This is a genomic window from Burkholderia sp. M6-3 (genome assembly GCF_050858985.1).
Classification (GTDB): Bacteria; Pseudomonadota; Gammaproteobacteria; order Burkholderiales; family Burkholderiaceae; genus Paraburkholderia; species Paraburkholderia caledonica.
Genome location: NZ_CP110090.1, coordinates 1950487 through 1967065, shown reverse-complemented (window position 1 = coordinate 1967065; position 16579 = coordinate 1950487). Strand labels below are relative to the sequence as shown.

Here is a 16579-nt window from a genome sequence, read left to right as displayed (position 1 = left end):
GCAGTTTAAGTATGCTCAGAAGGTATAATCGGGTTGTGAAACTCGGTATGAATGCAGGATAGTTGAGGCCAAACCGACCGGTCCAACACCGATTTAGTATCGGGCTATATCTAAGAGGTATTAAATGGAGCTGCGACACCTCCGGTACTTCGTGGCGGTTGCCGAGGAGCGGAATTTCACGCGTGCCGCGCAACGGCTTCACATCGCCCAGCCGCCGCTCAGTCGGCAGATACAGCAACTGGAAGAGACCTTGGGCGTGCAACTCTTCGAAAGAAACTCGCGCCCGCTGAAACTGACCGAGACGGGCAAGTTCTTTTACGGCCACGCGGTGCAACTGCTGGCACAGACTTCAGAACTCGAGTCGATGACACGCAGAGTCGGCAACATCGAGCGCAGCATGTCCGTCGGCTTTGTCGCATCGACGCTATACGGGTTGCTGCCAAAGATAATCCGCCGCTTTCGCGACGAGAACCCGACGGTCGAGCTCAGCCTTCACGAAATGTCCACTACCGACCAGATAAGGGCGCTCAAGGACGGACGCATCGACATCGGGTTTGGCCGCATCCGGCTAGAAGATCCGAACATCCGGCGAGTGGTTTTGCGAGAAGAGAAGATGATTGTCGCGTTCCCTCTCGGCCACCCGCTTTCGATTTCCAGGCCTGTCTCGGCCTTGCGCGACCTCATAAACGAAACGCTCATCATCTACCCGAAAACGCCCCGTCCGAGCTACGCGGACCAGGTCCTCGCTGCTTTTCAGGATCGCGGATTGAAGCCGCGAAAGATCTATGAAGTCCGCGAAATACAAATTGCGCTGGGGCTAGTCGCCGCAGGCGAGGGGATTTCGATTGTCCCGAGCAGCGTCTATGGCTTGAAGCGCGACGACGTGAGCTATAAGGAACTGGACGACCCGACTCTGGTGTCGCCAATCATCATGAGCGTGCGTGCGATGGACGAGTCGCGCGACATCAGCGAGATGCTCGATCTGATTTATCGACTGTACGAGGAAGAGCAGGTGGCATCCGTCGCCCGTACGGACGGGGGTCGGTAAGCCTGTCATACCTCGGGGGTATGGCACTAGACGTCGATGGTCTTGGACAGCGGAAGATTGCACGCGTAATACTTCAGCAACCCATCCATCTCGTCATCTCAGGTATGAATCCCCAAATCACCTCTGTCGAAGCGATTCTGGTTGACCTTCCAACCATTCGCGCGCATCAGCTCTCCATGGCGACGATGCAACAACAAACCATGGTTATCATCCGCCTTCGCGCGAGCGACGACATCGAGGGCATTGGGGAGGCGACGACTATCGGTGGTCTCTCTTACGGCGAAGAGAGTCCCGAAGGCATCAAACTGACCATCGACACCTACCTGGCGCCAGTGTTGGTGGGACAAGACGCGACCAACATCAACAACGTCATGCTCAAGCTGAACAAGGCGGCCCGCGGCAACCGGTTTGCCAAGTCCGGCATTGAAACGGCGCTGCTGGACGCACAGGGCAAACGTCTTGGTGTGCCGCTGTCGGCGCTGCTAGGCGGATCTGTTCGCAAGACGCTTCCGGTGCTCTGGACGCTCGCGAGCGGCGACACCCATCGCGACATCGAAGAAGCCGAAATGCTTCTTGCCGAACGTCGGCACGATACGTTCAAGCTGAAGATTGGACGGCGTAGCGTTCGCGACGACGTAGCGCACGTGTCAAAAATCAAGGCCGCGCTCGGGGACCGCGCAAGAATCACCGTAGACGTGAATCAGGCATGGAACGAAGTCGATGCCGCCTTGGGAATTGCCGCGCTGGAAGCGGCCGGCATCGACCTCATCGAGCAACCCACGCCGCGCGAGCAACGTGGAGCGCTTGCCCGCCTCGCTGCTCGCTTCATCGTGCCTATCATGGCGGACGAGGGCGTCACGGGTCCCGAGGACGCTCTCGATCTTGTACGAGGCTCATGCGCTGACGTTTTCGCACTGAAGATTGCGAAGTCCGGCGGTATCTACGCCATGATGCGGACCGCTGCCGTCGCCGACGCCGCCGGTGTCGCGCTATACGGCGGCACCATGCTCGAAGGCAGCATCGGTTCCATTGCTTCCGCGCATGGATTCAGTGCACTTCCGCAATTGTCATGGGGTACTGAGCTTTTTGGCCCACTCCTGCTTAAGGATGACGTGGTGACGGCTCGCCCCCAGTATCGCGATTTCGACTTGCATCTTCCTGAAGGGCCAGGGCTCGGACTTCAGATCGATGAAGAAAAGCTCGCTTTTTACCGCCGTGATAAACAGGCCTGAGCACACCGGGCCGTTCCACATTCGTTATGACGCAATCGCCAGCAATGGATAAGGGCGTCTCGCAAGGAGGAGAACATGCTGTATCTCGCAAGAATGGATGTACACCTGCCGCAAGATATGCCGGTTGTTCAAGCCAATGAAATCAAGGCGCGTGAAAAGGAATATTCGCAAGAATTACAGCGACAGGGGAAATGGCAGCAATTGCACCGGATCGTTGGGCAATATGCGAACTACAGTATCTTCGACGTCGACTCGCACGACGAGTTACACGAGATCCTTGCGGGTCTTCCATTATTTCCGTACATGTCGATCGAGGTGACAGCGCTTGCACGTCACCCTTCGTCGATACGATAGAAGCAGCGCCGTTGATTGCGTCGGCGCGCGGGTCTTGTACGCGGAGGTACAAGGCACTGCCGCCAACCCTACAGCTTGAAAAAGCGGACGGTGGAGTTGAGTTCGTGGCCCTGCGACTTGAGCGAATCCGAAGCTGCGGCTATTTCCTCGACAAGTGCGGCATTCTGCTGAGTCGATTGGTCCATCAAGGCGACCGCCTGATTCACTTCGTCGCCGTCCGGAAGATTTGTACGGCCATATAGGTCGCGACACCAAGCCCGCGGACGAGCAGAACATGGGCCGGATACGAAAATACGGCAGAAAACATTCAGCTACCCAAAAGAAGCGGTTTTCTCGCGATTCGGTCAGACAGGAGTCCGCGGTCTGAGTATTGAGCGTGCCGAGTTCCTCGATGATTGTTTGCCTCGTTAACACATCCAGTGCCGCGCGACACGCGCCGCATCGACATCTCTCCGTCGTATGAATATGCTGTATAGAAGTTGTACAACGTGACCTCGCGGGCCGCATTTGGTTGCCACGACAGTCCCGCTCACCGTACCGCATCCGAAAACGGACTAACTCAACCGGAAGACCGCCACTGCGTCGCGCAACAGCCTCGCTTGATCGTCGAGCGAAGTGGCCGCAGCCGCTGCCTGTTCGACCAGAGCCGCGTTCTGCTGCGAGACCTCGTCCATCTGCGACACGGCGAGGCTCACCTGTTCGATGCCATCTCGCTGCTCGTCGGACGCGCTCGCAATCTCCCGCATGATTGTGGTCACACGCGTGATCGAGTCGCTGATCTCGTGCATCGTTTCACCGGCAACGCTGACGAGCTGCGAGCCTGACGCAACACGTTCGGCCGATTCGTCGATCAAGGTCTTGATTTCCTTGGCGGCCGCGCCGGCGCGTTGCGCGAGCGAACGCACTTCCGACGCGACCACGGCGAAGCCCCGTCCCTGGTCGCCGGCGCGGGCAGCTTCAACGGCGGCGTTGAGCGCGAGGATGTTGGTCTGGAATGCGATGCCTTCGATCACGCCGGTGATGTCGGCGATCTTTTGTGAGCTGCGGTGGATTTCCGTCATAGTCGCCACGACATTGCCGACGACGTGCGAACCGCGCGCCGTGACGCTATGCGCCGACTCAGTCAGCAGTTGTGCGGTACGCGCGTTGTCCGCGTTCTGCCGGACTGCCGCGGTCAATTGCTCCATGCTGGCCGCCGTCTCCTGCAGCGAGGCCGCCTGTTCCTCAGTGCGCTGCGAGAGGTCGTTGTTCCCGGCGGCAATCTGCCGCGTAGTGCTGGCAATGGATTCCGAGCCGCGGAAAGCATCGGTGCAAGCAATCGCGGGACCCTATCTGAATGAAGCCTGCTCTAACAGCAAAGCGTTTAGGGTCTGATCGCGATCGCTTGTGTCTTGCCACGATCGCGTGCTGATCCGGAACGAGTTGCAAAGGGCGTTTTAGTTTCAATCAGATTTAGCTAATAAGCAGTCGAGGAAGCGTTTCGTCTCGGGATAGTCCGATAAATCTCTATCATTCGAAATGCAAACGTAAAGTTGTCGCTCCGCCCACTCGTCCAGCAATTTTAGCGATTTCAGATTATAAAGATTCAAATAGGGAGAGGCGTTTGGTTCGGGAATCACGCCAATTCCTATCCCTTCTTGGATGAGACGGCATCTGGCCTCGTAATTTCCAACTTCAATTTTGACATCGAGCGGACGTGACAAGCTTCTTCCAGCAAACGATGAGAATGCGTCATAGGTGTGCCGTGGAAAATATCCAACGAAGGGGTACGAATTGGCACGTTCCAGGAAAAGCTCATCAAAACGCGCGAGTGGGTGATCTCGGCGTGTAACAAGGACAATACGGTCCCGCTTGAACGGATAAGATGTCACTCCTGGCGCCGGCGACAATGCGTGATAGATCCCGACGTCCGCATCATTTTCCGCAACCAACCGCGGAATGTCGTAGCTGTAGCGCTCTTGCAGATCAATGCGAGCGGTAGGAGACTCCGAAAGATATCTCCGTGTTATTGGAGGTATATACGCAATGATTGATGATGGATTTGCGGCTAACCTGACTTTGGGATTTCCTGCCTTTCCAAATTCAGCGACAACGTCTTGTGCTATTTCCACACGGCGCAAGATTGCTTTTGCATGATGATACAGCGACAGACCCGCAGGCGTGCCCTGAACGCCACGCGCATGGCGAATCAACAGATCCACTCCCAGCCGGCTCTCGAGGTCAGCGATTCGCTTACTTGCTCCTGACGTTACAAGGGCATTCTCTTCTGCCGCCTTGGTCAAGCTCTTCGACTCAATAGCCGAAACAAAGATACGAAGGCTCTGTAGATCAAGGTTCATCATATTGGGGCGCGAGACTGTTGATCGGAAGTCGATTATCGGAGGTGGCAGCGCTCTTTATTGCCATTGAATCGTTTAGCTGCTGAACCAGCACTATAACAATCCCGGACACGCTTCTTGAAACGACGACCAAGTGAGTCGGTTACAACTGCCTTGGGTGCAGGTTGAACTGGCGGACGCCAGTTGACGTGGATGATCCGCCTTCGATCGATGGCACGTATGGATCGTTCGCTTTGCCATAGTCGCCCCCTTCGGAGTAGCGCGTGGAGCTCGCAGCGGGGCTAGAATTCAGAACCGTCGACTACGACTCCGCGCACAAGGGCAAAGCTCTCTCACTTGCCGCAGAGTTCCCTATACCTTAACGTCTGCGGAGCGCATGTGGAGCGTCTCGATCCTGCTGTTTGTCACGAGGCGGAACTCCCGTCCAGACAAAGCAAGGACAGCGTATCGCTGACTTATTGCCGGAATGCATTTCTACTCTCTGTCCAACGGCTAGATGGAACTCAGACAATTACGCTATTTTCTTGGCGTCGTGAAGCATGGCAGCATGGGCAAGGCAGCGCTGGAACTCGGCGTGGTCACATCGGCACTGAGTCAGCAGATCAGCCGCCTCGAAGGCGAGCTGTCCACGCGTCTGCTGCAACGCACGTCCGGTGGGGTCGTGCCGACCGACGCGGGTCTCGCGTTCTGGCGTCAGGCGCAACTCGCCCTCCGTCATATCGACGATGCCGCGCTCGCCGCGCGCTCCGCCCGTCTGTCTGGTCACGTGAGCGTTGGCATGGCGCCGAGCACGGCGAGCGTGCTGGGCGTCGCGTTCATGCAGGCCATGCGCACGCGTTATCCGGAGGTACGGCTGCACATGGTCGAAAGCCTCTCCGGCTATCTCGCGTCCATGCTTAGCGCGCGTCAGATCGATCTCGCCGTGCTGTTCCGCGAGGAGCCCGCGCAGCGCTTCAGCCTCATGCCGCTGCTCGACGAACGTCTGTTCCTGATCGGCGCGGGCGACCTCGACGGCATGCCCGTGAGCACATCCGTGCGGCTGAAGAATCTCGGCAGGCTGCCGCTCATTCTGCCCAGCGGCACGCATGGGTTGCGCTCGCTGCTGGCATCGGCGTTCAGGCGTGCCGAATACGAGCCAAACATCGTCGCCGAAGTGGATGGCCTCGCGCTGCTGATGGACTTCGTGCGTAGCGGCTTGGGCGCGACCATTCAGCCGGGAGCGGCGCTCGCACGGTCTGAGAACGTAGTCCTGAAGAGTGTGCCCGTGGCGGAGAAGTACGCCACGCGGCCCAACGTGATCGCCAGCATCTCCGATGACGAACTGTCACCCGCGGGCCTCGCCGCCCGCGTGGTGCTCGCCGATGTCGTCCGTCGACTCGTGCAGGAAGGTCGCTGGCCCGGCGCGCGGCTGCGCGAGCCGGGGTCTTCACAAAAACTGAAGACGTCTTGACTGCGCGCTGGTAGCGAAGCGGGCACGAGACCCTTACGATGCGTCCGAAAGGAGACAAGTCTGATGGTCGATGTGCTCGTAATCGGAGGAGGCAATGCCGCGTTATGCGCCGCATTGATGGCGCGTGAAGCCGGCGCGTCGGTCCTGCTGCTCGAATCGGCGCCCCGCGAATGGCGCGGCGGCAACTCGCAACACACGCGCAATCTGCGCTGCATGCACGACGCACCGCAAGACGTGCTCGTCGACGCCTACCCGGAAGAGGAGTTCTGGCAGGATTTGCTCAAGGTGACGGGCGGCATCACGAACGAGCATCTTGCGCGGTTGACCATTCGCGCGTCGTCATCGTGCCGTCCGTGGATGCAGAAGCACGGCGTGCGCTTCCAGCCGCCGCTGTCCGGCGCGCTGCACGTGGCGCGCACCAATGCCTTCTTCATGGGCGGCGGCAAGGCGCTAGTCAACGCGTATTACCGCAGCGCGGAAGCGCTCGGCGTGGAAATCCGCTACGAGACGCCCGTGGATTCGCTCGAACTCGACGGCGGCCGCTTCATCGGCGCGAGCAGCGGCAGGGAGCGCTTCGAGGCGCGCGCCTGCGTGCTGGCGGCGGGCGGGTTCGAGTCGAATCGCGAATGGCTGCGCGAAGCGTGGGGGCAGAACGAGCGCGGCGAATGGCCCGCCGACAACTTCCTGATTCGCGGCACGCGCTTCAACAAGGGCGTGCTCATCAAGCATATGAGCGATGCCGGCGCGGACATGGTCGGCGATCCGTCGCAGTCGCACTGCGTCGCCATCGATGCGCGCGCGCCGTTGTATGACGGCGGCATCTGCACGCGTATCGACTGTGTATCGCTGGGCGTCGTCGTGAATCGCGATGCCGAGCGTTTCTACGATGAAGGCGAGGACTTCTGGCCCAAGCGCTATGCCATCTGGGGGCGGCTCGTCGCGCATCAGCCGGGGCAGACCGGCTATTCGATCATCGACTCGAAAGCCATCGGCCGGTTCATGCCGCCGGTGTTTCCGGGCGAAAAGGCCGACACGCTGCCCGAACTTGCCGGCAAGCTCGGGCTGCCGGAAGCGCGTTTCATGGAAACGCTCACGCGTTATAACGATGCCTGCCGCGTCGGCACCTTCGACCATACCGCGCTCGACGACTGCCATACCGAAGGACTGACGCCGCCGAAGACGCACTGGGCGCGCCGTATCGATACGCCGCCGTTCTATGGCTACGCGTTGCGGCCTGGCATCACGTTCACGTATCTCGGCCTGAAGACCAATGACCGCGCGCAGGTTCACTTCGGCGGCGAAGCCAGCGACAACCTGTTTGTGGCCGGCGAGATGATGGCAGGCAACGTGCTCGGCAAGGGCTATACGGCGGGTGTCGGCATGTCGATCGGCACGGCCTTCGGTCGCATTGCCGGGACCCAGGCGGCGCGCGCCGCACTCAATACAACGGAGGCAGCCAGTGCAGCAGTCTGACGTCCTCGCGCCCCAACGCACGGGTACTGTGTCGCCGGGCGAGGCGAACCACACTATCCACGGCAAGACGGCGCGCGTGATTCCCATCGTGCCGATGAGCAACAGCGAAACCGAAGTCGCGCGGCAGATGCAAATCTGCAACGCGTGCCGCTATTGCGAAGGCTTCTGCGCCGTCTTCCCGGCCATGACGCGCCGCCTCGAATTCGGCAAGGCGGACGTCAACTATCTGGCAAACCTCTGCCACAACTGCGGCGCGTGTTATCACGCGTGCCAGTATGCGCCGCCGCACGAGTTTGGCGTGAACGTGCCGAAGGCCATGGCTGAAGTGCGCCTGGAAACGTACACCGAATACGCGTTTCCCGCGTCGTTCGGCGCGCTGTACAAGCGCAACGGGCTTACGTTGTCGGTGGCATTGTCGGCGGGGCTTGCGCTGTTCCTGCTGTTGGGCACGGCGTTGCATGGCGGCTTGTCGGGCGATGTCGCGCCGGCGAACTTCTACGCCATCTTCCCGCACAACCTGCTGGCCGCGATGTTCGGCATCGTGTTCCTGTTCGCCATTCTTGCGCTCGGCGTGGGCGTCACGCGTTTCTGGCGCGTCGTGGCGGCGGGAACGACGAGCGCGAGTGCGCCTGCGGTCGCGGAAGCGGCGAAGAATGCGCTGACGCTGAAGTATCTCGATGGCGGCCACGGCGATGGCTGCAACGAAAATAACGACGCCTTCACGCTCGCTCGACGCCGGTTTCATCATTTGACGTTTTATGGCTTCATGCTGTGCTTCGCCGCCACTGCCGTCGCGACGCTCTATCACTATGCGTTCAAGCTAGAAGCGCCGTATCCCTTCTTCAGCTTGCCGGTGCTGCTGGGCACGGCGGGGGGCATCGGATTGATCGTGGGGCCAGCGGGACTGTTGTGGCTGAACCTGAAGCGCGTGCCTGAACGGAGCGATGCCCGTCAGCGTCCGATGGACCGCGGTTTCATTGCGCTCCTTGTGTTGACGAGCGCGTCCGGTCTTGCGCTGCTCGGATTCCGCACGACGACCGCCATGCCGTCGCTGCTCGCGGTGCATCTGGGCATTGTGATGGCGTTGTTCGCAACGCTGCCCTACGGCAAGTTTGCTCACGGCGTATTTCGTTCGGCGGCGCTGCTCAAATCGTCTATAGAGAGACGGCAGCGCAACACACTGAGCGTCGGTTCGGACTAGCATTGACAGGGCGCCGCGGGCGTCCTTCCGCATAGATACACAGACAAGAAGCAGGAGACGCAATGAACCCCACAGAACCGATCGCCGCGACGTCCGGCGTTTCGCGCTCGACGCGCGCGGCCGCCGTGCTGCGCGTGACCAGCGGCAACTTCCTCGAACAGTTCGATTTCTTTCTGTTCGGCTTTTACGCAACCTTCATTTCGAAGATCTTCTTTCCTTCGACCAGCGAATTCGCCTCGTTGATGCTCACTTTCGCCGTGTTCGGCGCGGGCTTTCTCATGCGTCCTCTCGGCGCGATCTTTCTCGGCGCGTATATCGACAAAGTGGGGCGGCGCACGGGGCTGATCGTCACGCTGTCGATCATGGCGAGCGGCACCATTCTGATTGCGTGCGTGCCTGGCTATGCGAGCATCGGCCTGCTTGCGCCTGCGCTCGTGTTGCTCGGTCGTCTGTTGCAGGGCTTCTCGGCGGGCGCGGAACTGGGCGGCGTGTCGGTCTATCTCGCGGAGATGGCGACGCCCGGCAACAAGGGTTTCTATACGAGCTGGCAGTCGGCGAGTCAGCAGGTTGCCATCGTCATGGCGGCGGCCATTGGCTATGGCCTGAACCAGTGGTTTTCCGCGCAGCAGATCGGCGCGTGGGGCTGGCGCGTGCCGTTCCTCATTGGCTGCGCGATCGTGCCGTTCCTGTTCATGCTGCGCCGTTCGCTGCAAGAAACGGCCGAGTTCGAGGCGAGGCAGCATCATCCGCAGGCGCGTGAAGTCTTTTCGATGCTGCTTGCCAACTGGCACACCGTCATCGGTGGCATGTTGCTGACGGCGATGACCACTACGACGTTCTATCTCATTACCGTCTATACGCCGACCTTCGGCAAGTCAGTGATGAAGCTGTCCACGGCGGATAGCCTGATGGTGACGCTGCTCGTGGCCGTATCGAACTTCGTCTGGCTGCCCATTGGCGGCGCGGTGTCCGACCGCATTGGCCGCAAGCCGCTGTTGCTCGCCATTTCGGTGCTGGCGATCTTCACCGCGTATCCAGCGCTGTCGTGGCTCGCCGTTGCACCGAGCTTCGTGCGCATGTTGATCGTCCTGCTATGGTTCTCGTTCTTTTTCGGCATGTACAACGGCGCAATGGTCGCCGCACTGACCGAAGTGATGCCGGTCGAAGTGCGGGTCGCAGGTTTCTCGCTGGCATTCAGTCTGGCGACGGCAGTCTTCGGCGGATTTACGCCGGCAGTGTCCACGTATCTTATCCAGGTGACGCATGACAAGGCCGCGCCTGGTTACTGGCTGAGCTTCGCTGCGCTCTGCGGCTTGTGCGCGACGCTCGGGCTATACCGCCGCCGCGCGAGCAGCAACGCTTCGGCGGCATCGTCCGCCTGACAGCGATTGCATCGTCGCGTTTCAGGAAGCCCGGCTTCTCCCGGGCTTTCGCTCTTTTAGTCGCGATAGGATGGATCAATGCGATCCAGCTTGCGCAGCAACGCAGGCCATTCCATCAAGCCGTACGGGCGGCGCGTCTGCGGTTGATAGTTCATGTATGTTTCTTCGAGCACGTGGCGCGGAACCGGATTCAGTTCGGTATTGCACGCCATGGCTGCGAGTTGCGTCCTGCACGACAACTCCAGCCGATGCATCGCGTTGAACGCTTCGGGAATGGTCTTGCCGACAGTAAGCAGGCCGTGATTGCGCAGAATGAGCGCATTGTTCTCGCCAAGATCGCGCAACAGCGACTCACGCTCGGAGACATCCAGCACCACGCCGCAGTAATCGTGATAGCCGATCTTGTAGAAGCGCATGGAAGTCTGCGTGAGCGGCAGCAGCCCGCACTTGAGCGCCGACACGGCCATGCCCGGCCAGCTATGCGTATGAATCACGCATTCGAGTTCAGGCTTCGCCTCGTGAATCGCGCCGTGAATCACGTATCCCGCGCGGTTGATGCCGTAGTCCGCGCCAACGAACGCGGGCTTGCTGAGAATGTTTCCGTCAATATCGATCTTGATCAGGCTCGATGCCGTGACTTCCTCGTACAGCATGCCATACGCATTGATCAGATACGCGCCTTCCTCGCCCGGCACACGCGCCGAGATATGGTTGGCGGCCATGTCGGACATGCCGTATAGCTCTATCAGCCGGTAGCATGCGGCCAGGTCGACGCGCATTTTCCATTCGGCTTCCGAGCATTGCTCGAACATCGATGGAATGGAGAATTCGGGAAGCTTGGTCATTCGAGATTCCTCATCAAAAGGTGATCGGAAAGAGCAGGGCGCGCCGCTTACGACTCCATTTGCATGTCGCTGCGGCGCAGGCTCAAAGTAGCGATCAGCGTGCAGCCGATGCATGCCGACGCATACAGATAGAAACCGCTTTCATGGCCAATGCTCTTGAACCAGAGCCCGGCGTAACTGGCCGTGCCGCCGAATACAGCCGTCGCGATGGCATACGGTACGCCCACGCCCAGCGCCCGCAGCCGCGCCGGAAACAGTTGGGCCTTCATAACGGAGCACACGGACGTGTAGCCGGAGACGAACGGCTGCACAACCATGAACAGCGTTAGCGTCGACAGCGAAAGCCACGCGCTCGTCTGCGCGCTCAACCCAACGGTATTGACGAGGTAGTTGTGCATATAGACCGTGTAGGTGAAGAACGCGAGCGTGCCGCCTGTGGTTAGCCCGAACACGAGCAGAACGGGCCGCCAGTGCTCGCGCAACGCCGACAGCGACACGCCGCGCTTGTCCTTCTCGTCGAGCGCGCGGAAGTCCGGGGTTTCGTCGATATTGCGACGCACCCACCACGCCACCAGCGCGAGTGCCGCGCCGGTGATGAACGGCACGCGCCAGCCCCAGTCGATCAGTTCCGCACGCGGAATCAGCGCCTGCAACACAACCTGCACGAGCGTGGCGAGCAACTGGCCGAGAATCAGCGTGACGTAGTGGAAGCTGCTGTAGAAGCCGCGATGACCGGGCCGCGCGATCTCGCTCAGATACACCGAACTCGCGCCGTACTCGCCGCCGAGCGAAAAGCCCTGTACGAGCCGCGCGAGCAACAAAACGAGCGGCGCGGCCATGCCGATCTGCGGATAGGTGGGACACAGGCCGATGGCGAGTGAACCCGCGCACATGAGGATGACGGACAGCGTGAGGGCGGAGCGGCGTCCGCGCCGATCGGCATAGAGGCCGATTAGCCAGCTTCCGACCGGCCGCAACAGAAAGCCGATGGCGAAGATCGCCGCCGTCGAAAGTAACTGAATGGTGCGGTTCTCACGCGGAAAGAACGAAGCCGCGAAAAAAATGGAAAAAGTCGTATAAACGTGAAAGTCGTACCACTCGATCAGATTGCCGATGGAACCGCCCGCAATCGAGCGCAGCGCGCTGCGGCGACGTAATGGACGCGTGGCAGCGTCGAATTCGGCTGGTGTCGTTTCGTGCATGGTTGTCTCCTTTTATTCGGAATTGCGTGTGCCTCAGTCTCGATTGCGCGCCGACAGCGACGCACCCTGGCGCAGCAAGCGCGCCGCGAATGCCGCCACCCGGCTCACGGGCCCGCCTCGTATGGGGGAACGGCGTGCGGTCGCTGCTTCAACTCGCGAGGTTGAACAGGGGCTCGCCTCGCTGCCAGCGTGCAAGGTTGTCGAGCCAGATGCGGCCGACGGCTGCGTAATGACTGTCCGACTGTCCCGCCATATGCGGCGTGAGAATCACGTTCGGCAAATCCCATAAGGGCGATGCCGCGCTCAGTGGTTCGTGCTGGAACACGTCGAGGTACGCGCCGGCCAGCGCACCGTTATGCAGTGCGGCGATCAGGTCCGCTTCGGCCACGACTTCGCCGCGCGCGACATTCAGCAGATGCGCCTGCTTCGGCAAACGCGCGAGACGGCTTGCATCGATGAGCTTCGTCGTCTGAGGCGTGAGCGGGCAGGCGAGGACGAGCCAGTCGGCGCGCGGCAGCACGTCATCGAGCATCGAGTAATCGATGAAACCTTCGCCCCGCGCCTCGCGGCGTACGACGATCACGTTCATCTCCAGCGCCTCGAGCAGGCAGGCGAGCCGTTGACCGATTGCGCCGTAGCCCACGATCACGGCGGTCTGACCGGCGAGATCGCGCGGAGCGGCATCGAGCAGCAAGGGACGCCATGCGTGTTCGCGCTGCGCTTCGTGCAGCAGCGGCAGGCGGCGTGCGAGCGCCAGCAGACCGGCCAGCGCCGCATGCGCGACCGTGCGCGCGTTCGCGCCGGAGGACGAAGTCACCTGCACGCCGCGTTGCCTCATCTCGACGAAGATCGGACGATCGACGCCCGCGGAATGCGCATGTACCCAGCGGAGATTCGGCGCGGCGCGCAGCGTGTCGTAGAAGTGGCGGGTTTCCGGCGTCAGGTCATGCTTGGTGGAGCGGCCGGTCACGTCGCGGCTCACGAAAGCAATATGCGCATCGGCGCACGATGCATCGTCGGGCGATAGCAGGCGGAATGGCGTCGCGCCGAGCATGCGCGCGATCTCGCCGTGGAAGTGGCGCGCGGCCACATCGGAGAGAAGGATGTTCAGGGCCTGCATTGTCTCCATCACTATCATGTCGTTGATTATGCGGCGCATCCGGCTATCTGGAACGGGAAAGGCAGGTGCGACATGACGTCATTGTGATCAAAGATCAAGCGTGTGTTGAGCGATTTGGTGTAGGCACCGTTTCCAAAAAGGGAAAGCTCGGGAGTATGCGTAGACGAACATGTCTCATCGCCGATGACCGCAGCTACACGCCGCCGCAGAATCCGCCGACGCGTTTCATCGAGCATCTGGATGCGCTGGTTTCGAGCGCGGCGTGGTGTGACGGCGAGCGTCTATGGCATGGACAACGCCGCGCTCGCGGATGCGTTGCAGCGTTATTCCCGCCGTCCGCCCCGGCGTCGCGGTGTTGGGCGCGGATACTCCCGACGCCGAACTCGACCGGCTCACGCAACTGGGAGTGCGCGGCTCAGGCTTGAATCTTTTCAGGCGCGACGGTCAGGCGGTCTATCGCAACGCCGCGGGTCTGGATGCGTTGCGCGCGCTCGCACCGAAACTCGCGGCGCGCGGCTGGCACGCGCAAATCTGGATTCACGCGCCCGACCTGCCGGAGGTAGAGCCGCTCTCGACGACGAGCCGGATGGCGTTCAACGGCACGCCGCGCAGGTGAGTGTCCAGGATGCGATTCGGGATCTGATCCCGGACGATGGATGACTCCATCAGGCCTTGTTACTCGGCGCTCGTCTGGAACAGATGAACGATGGCCAGACGCTTGGCCTCATCCGCACACCTGGCGAATCTCCGATCTCCCATTCTGCCTGCAGGAAGAGGGGGTCGTCCCACATTCATAGGCGTCGGAGATTGCACGCAGGCAGGCAGCCGGGCCACCCTTGCTTGCTTTAACTCAAGAAAGCGCAGGCGGCCGTTAAAGCGTCTCCTCATAGCGGCAATTAACGAGCAGTTCCGCCAGGCTCGTCGTATTTGGCAACTCGATAGTATTCACCACCAGAAGCGCCAGGTCTTGCGGCTGCGTCATCGCCATCGGTTCAATATCGGCGATGCCCGCGGCCATGTCCGTGTTGACGAAGCCGGGGCATACCGCGGTCGCCCGCACGCCGTCGTCCCAACCCGCACGGCGCACCGCATGGGTGAGCGCCACCATCGCGTGCTTCGACATCTGATAGCCGACGTTCAGGTTCTTCACGCGTTTGCCGGAAAGCGACGCAAGCTGCACGAAGCGTCCAGCTCCCGCACGGCGCAAATGCGGCAGCGCCGCCTGCACGAGCCGGAAAGGTGCGTTCACGTTGATCTCGAAGGTTTCGGTCAAGAGCGCATCGGTGCCGGTATCGAAGTCGATCATGCGGCAGATGCCCGCGTTGCTCACCAGCACGTCAATGCGCCCGAAGCGCGCGATCGTCGCATCCACCCAGGCGCGGGCGGCTTCGGGATCGCGCGCCTCGTAGGGATGCAGGATCGCATCGGGCACGCCATCGTAAGCGCGCGTATCGCGCAGACCGAGCGACAGCCTATAACCGCGCCGCGCCAGTTCCAGCGCAATCTCGCGTCCGATGCCGCGGTTCGCGCCCGACACCATCGCCACTTTGTCCAGGTGCAATTCCATGTGCTATCGGTCCTCGCTTATCAGAATCCCGCGTCGATCGTGATCTTCGAGCCGTCGCTGAAGCGCCCAAGACGGAACGCGTGCGGATCGACGAGCGGTGCGTCGCCGTTGACGAGGTCGGCCATCAGCCGGCCCGCGCCCGGCCCGATTCCGAAACCGTGTCCCGAGAAACCGGTGCCGATGAACATGCCCGGCACGCGCGCGACTTCGGAGATGACGGGGATCGCGTCCGGTGTCACGTCGATGTAGCCGGCCCACCGCTGCGCGATGCGCGCGCCCGACAACTGCGGAAACGCTTCGGTGAACGCCTTGAGACCCTTGTCGACGTGTGGCACCACGGGGTCCGGATCGAGCGTACGAACATGTTCGAAAACCGTCGATTCGTTGAGCGCCCAGCGGCGCGGCCGCTTGAGTTCGTCGAAAAAGCGCTTGCCGAGCTGAATCTGTAGCGCGCCCATCTGACTCTTCAATGCTTCAATGTATTTGAAGAAGAGGCGGAACGAATCGGGCGTCAGATCGGCGTGCGTGCGCAGGCCGTACGCGACCGTGTAGCCGCCGTCCGCACGCTTGCGAAACGCGAATTCCTCGTTATTGGCGCTGCACGTGGGACCGCCTTCGAGGGGCTCGGTACGCAACACGGACGCACGCGTGAGCAGTTGCGGCAACTCCACGCCGAGATTGCCGCAGAAATAGCGCGTCCATGCGCCGCCCGCTACGACGACCGCATCGCAGCGAATCGTCCCATGTTCGGTGACGACCGCGCTCGCACGCCCGCCGCTCGTCTCGATGCCGCGCACCGCGCACGGCGTCAGAATACTGACGCCCTTGCGTCGCAGCGCGTTGGCGATGGCGGGCGCGGCCTTTTGCGGTTCCGCGCGGGCATCGCCCGGCGTGAAGATGCCGCCCTTGAGCGTCTGCGTCGCGCCGGGCAGCAGGCGTGAGACTTCATGCGTGTCTACTTCGCGCGTGTCGAAGGCATCGTCGCCTGCTATTTGACGAGCGCGCTTCAGCCAGTCACGGTGACGTTCGAGCACGGCATCATCGTTCGATACGTACATGATGCCGCACTGGTTGAAGCCGGTGTCGATGTCGAGCGTTCTGTCGAGCGTGCGCCAGATTTTGAGGCTTTCGATGCTCAGCAGAAATTCGCGGGGATCGCGCCTTGTCACGCGGACCCAGCCCCAGTTGCGGCTCGACTGCTCGCCCGCGATGTGCCCCTTCTCGCACAGCGCGACGGACAGCCCTTTTTCGTGCAGCGCAAGCGCCGTTGATACGCCGATGATGCCGCCGCCGATCACGACCACATCGGCGCGTTCGGGCAGCTTGATATCGTCGGCGACGGTGTCGACTTTAGGACCCATGGTTT

14 protein-coding genes and 1 pseudogene are annotated in these 16579 nt (G+C 61.2%); 8 read left to right on the top strand and 7 right to left on the bottom strand.

Annotated elements, in window-relative coordinates:
• The first annotated feature begins 124 nt into the window (after window positions 1-124).
• The 3 genes from OH764_RS08500 to catC all read left to right on the top strand — a co-directional run bounded on the left by OH764_RS08500 (window position 125) and on the right by catC (window position 2634).
• Window positions 125-1048, top strand: coding sequence for a LysR family transcriptional regulator (locus tag OH764_RS08500; RefSeq protein ID WP_498846451.1), 924 nt, complete (start codon window positions 125-127; stop codon window positions 1046-1048).
• 104 nt (window positions 1049-1152) lie between these two features.
• Window positions 1153-2280 carry a muconate/chloromuconate family cycloisomerase gene (locus OH764_RS08495; protein ID WP_498848787.1) on the top strand — a complete coding sequence of 376 codons (1128 nt, stop codon included), beginning with the start codon at window positions 1153-1155 and terminating at the stop codon, window positions 2278-2280.
• Window positions 2281-2355: 75 nt separating this feature from the next.
• The gene (catC, locus tag OH764_RS08490) at window positions 2356-2634 is read left to right on the top strand and encodes a muconolactone Delta-isomerase (RefSeq protein ID WP_498846450.1); all 279 of its coding nucleotides are present in this window, start codon (window positions 2356-2358) and stop codon (window positions 2632-2634) included.
• A 554-nt stretch (window positions 2635-3188) separates the two neighbouring features.
• On the opposite strand, the pseudogene OH764_RS08485 reads toward catC, so the two are convergent.
• A pseudogene (locus tag OH764_RS08485) lies at window positions 3189-3929 on the bottom strand (methyl-accepting chemotaxis protein); the annotation flags it as partial.
• A gap of 147 nt (window positions 3930-4076) precedes the next feature.
• Entirely contained in the window at window positions 4077-4976 is a 900-nt protein-coding gene (locus OH764_RS08480) for a LysR family transcriptional regulator (RefSeq protein WP_498846449.1), read from the bottom strand.
• A gap of 493 nt (window positions 4977-5469) precedes the next feature.
• Here OH764_RS08480 and OH764_RS08475 point away from each other — a divergent pair, with 493 nt between their 5' ends.
• From OH764_RS08475 to OH764_RS08460, 4 genes are all read left to right on the top strand, one after another.
• Entirely contained in the window at window positions 5470-6423 is a 954-nt protein-coding gene (locus OH764_RS08475; RefSeq protein ID WP_498848733.1) for a LysR family transcriptional regulator, read from the top strand.
• A gap of 63 nt (window positions 6424-6486) precedes the next feature.
• The gene (gene tcuA / locus OH764_RS08470) at window positions 6487-7896 is read left to right on the top strand and encodes an FAD-binding dehydrogenase (protein ID WP_498848732.1); all 1410 of its coding nucleotides are present in this window, start codon (window positions 6487-6489) and stop codon (window positions 7894-7896) included.
• Window positions 7883-9097, top strand: a complete 1215-nt coding sequence (gene tcuB / locus OH764_RS08465; protein WP_498848731.1) for a tricarballylate utilization 4Fe-4S protein TcuB — start codon at window positions 7883-7885, stop codon at window positions 9095-9097. The genes tcuA and tcuB overlap by 14 nt, the downstream gene beginning before the upstream one ends.
• Window positions 9098-9159: 62 nt before the next feature.
• Complete coding sequence (locus OH764_RS08460; protein ID WP_498848730.1) at window positions 9160-10479, top strand: MFS transporter; 1320 nt, start codon at window positions 9160-9162, stop codon at window positions 10477-10479.
• A 56-nt stretch (window positions 10480-10535) separates the two neighbouring features.
• Here OH764_RS08460 and OH764_RS08455 read toward each other — a convergent pair whose 3' ends face one another.
• The 3 genes from OH764_RS08455 to OH764_RS08445 form a co-directional block, all read right to left on the bottom strand.
• On the bottom strand, window positions 10536-11324 hold the full coding sequence (locus tag OH764_RS08455; protein ID WP_498848729.1) for a class II aldolase/adducin family protein: 789 nt from the start codon (window positions 11322-11324) through the stop codon (window positions 10536-10538).
• A gap of 47 nt (window positions 11325-11371) precedes the next feature.
• Window positions 11372-12526: an MFS transporter gene (locus OH764_RS08450; protein ID WP_498848728.1), complete on the bottom strand. Its 1155-nt coding sequence runs from the start codon at window positions 12524-12526 to the stop codon at window positions 11372-11374.
• A gap of 148 nt (window positions 12527-12674) precedes the next feature.
• Entirely contained in the window at window positions 12675-13664 is a 990-nt protein-coding gene (locus OH764_RS08445) for a D-2-hydroxyacid dehydrogenase (RefSeq protein WP_498848786.1), read from the bottom strand.
• A 265-nt stretch (window positions 13665-13929) separates the two neighbouring features.
• Here OH764_RS08445 and OH764_RS08440 point away from each other — a divergent pair, with 265 nt between their 5' ends.
• On the top strand, window positions 13930-14262 hold the full coding sequence (locus OH764_RS08440) for an amidohydrolase family protein (protein WP_498848727.1): 333 nt from the start codon (window positions 13930-13932) through the stop codon (window positions 14260-14262).
• Window positions 14263-14517: 255 nt separating this feature from the next.
• Here the strand turns inward: OH764_RS08440 and OH764_RS08435 are convergent, their stop codons facing one another.
• On the bottom strand, window positions 14518-15213 hold the full coding sequence (locus OH764_RS08435; RefSeq protein WP_498848726.1) for an SDR family NAD(P)-dependent oxidoreductase: 696 nt from the start codon (window positions 15211-15213) through the stop codon (window positions 14518-14520).
• 20 nt (window positions 15214-15233) lie between these two features.
• Window positions 15234-16574 (bottom strand): NAD(P)/FAD-dependent oxidoreductase, encoded by a 1341-nt coding sequence (locus OH764_RS08430; protein ID WP_498848725.1) that lies wholly within the window; start codon window positions 16572-16574, stop codon window positions 15234-15236.
• Between the last annotated feature and the right edge of the window lie 5 nt (window positions 16575-16579).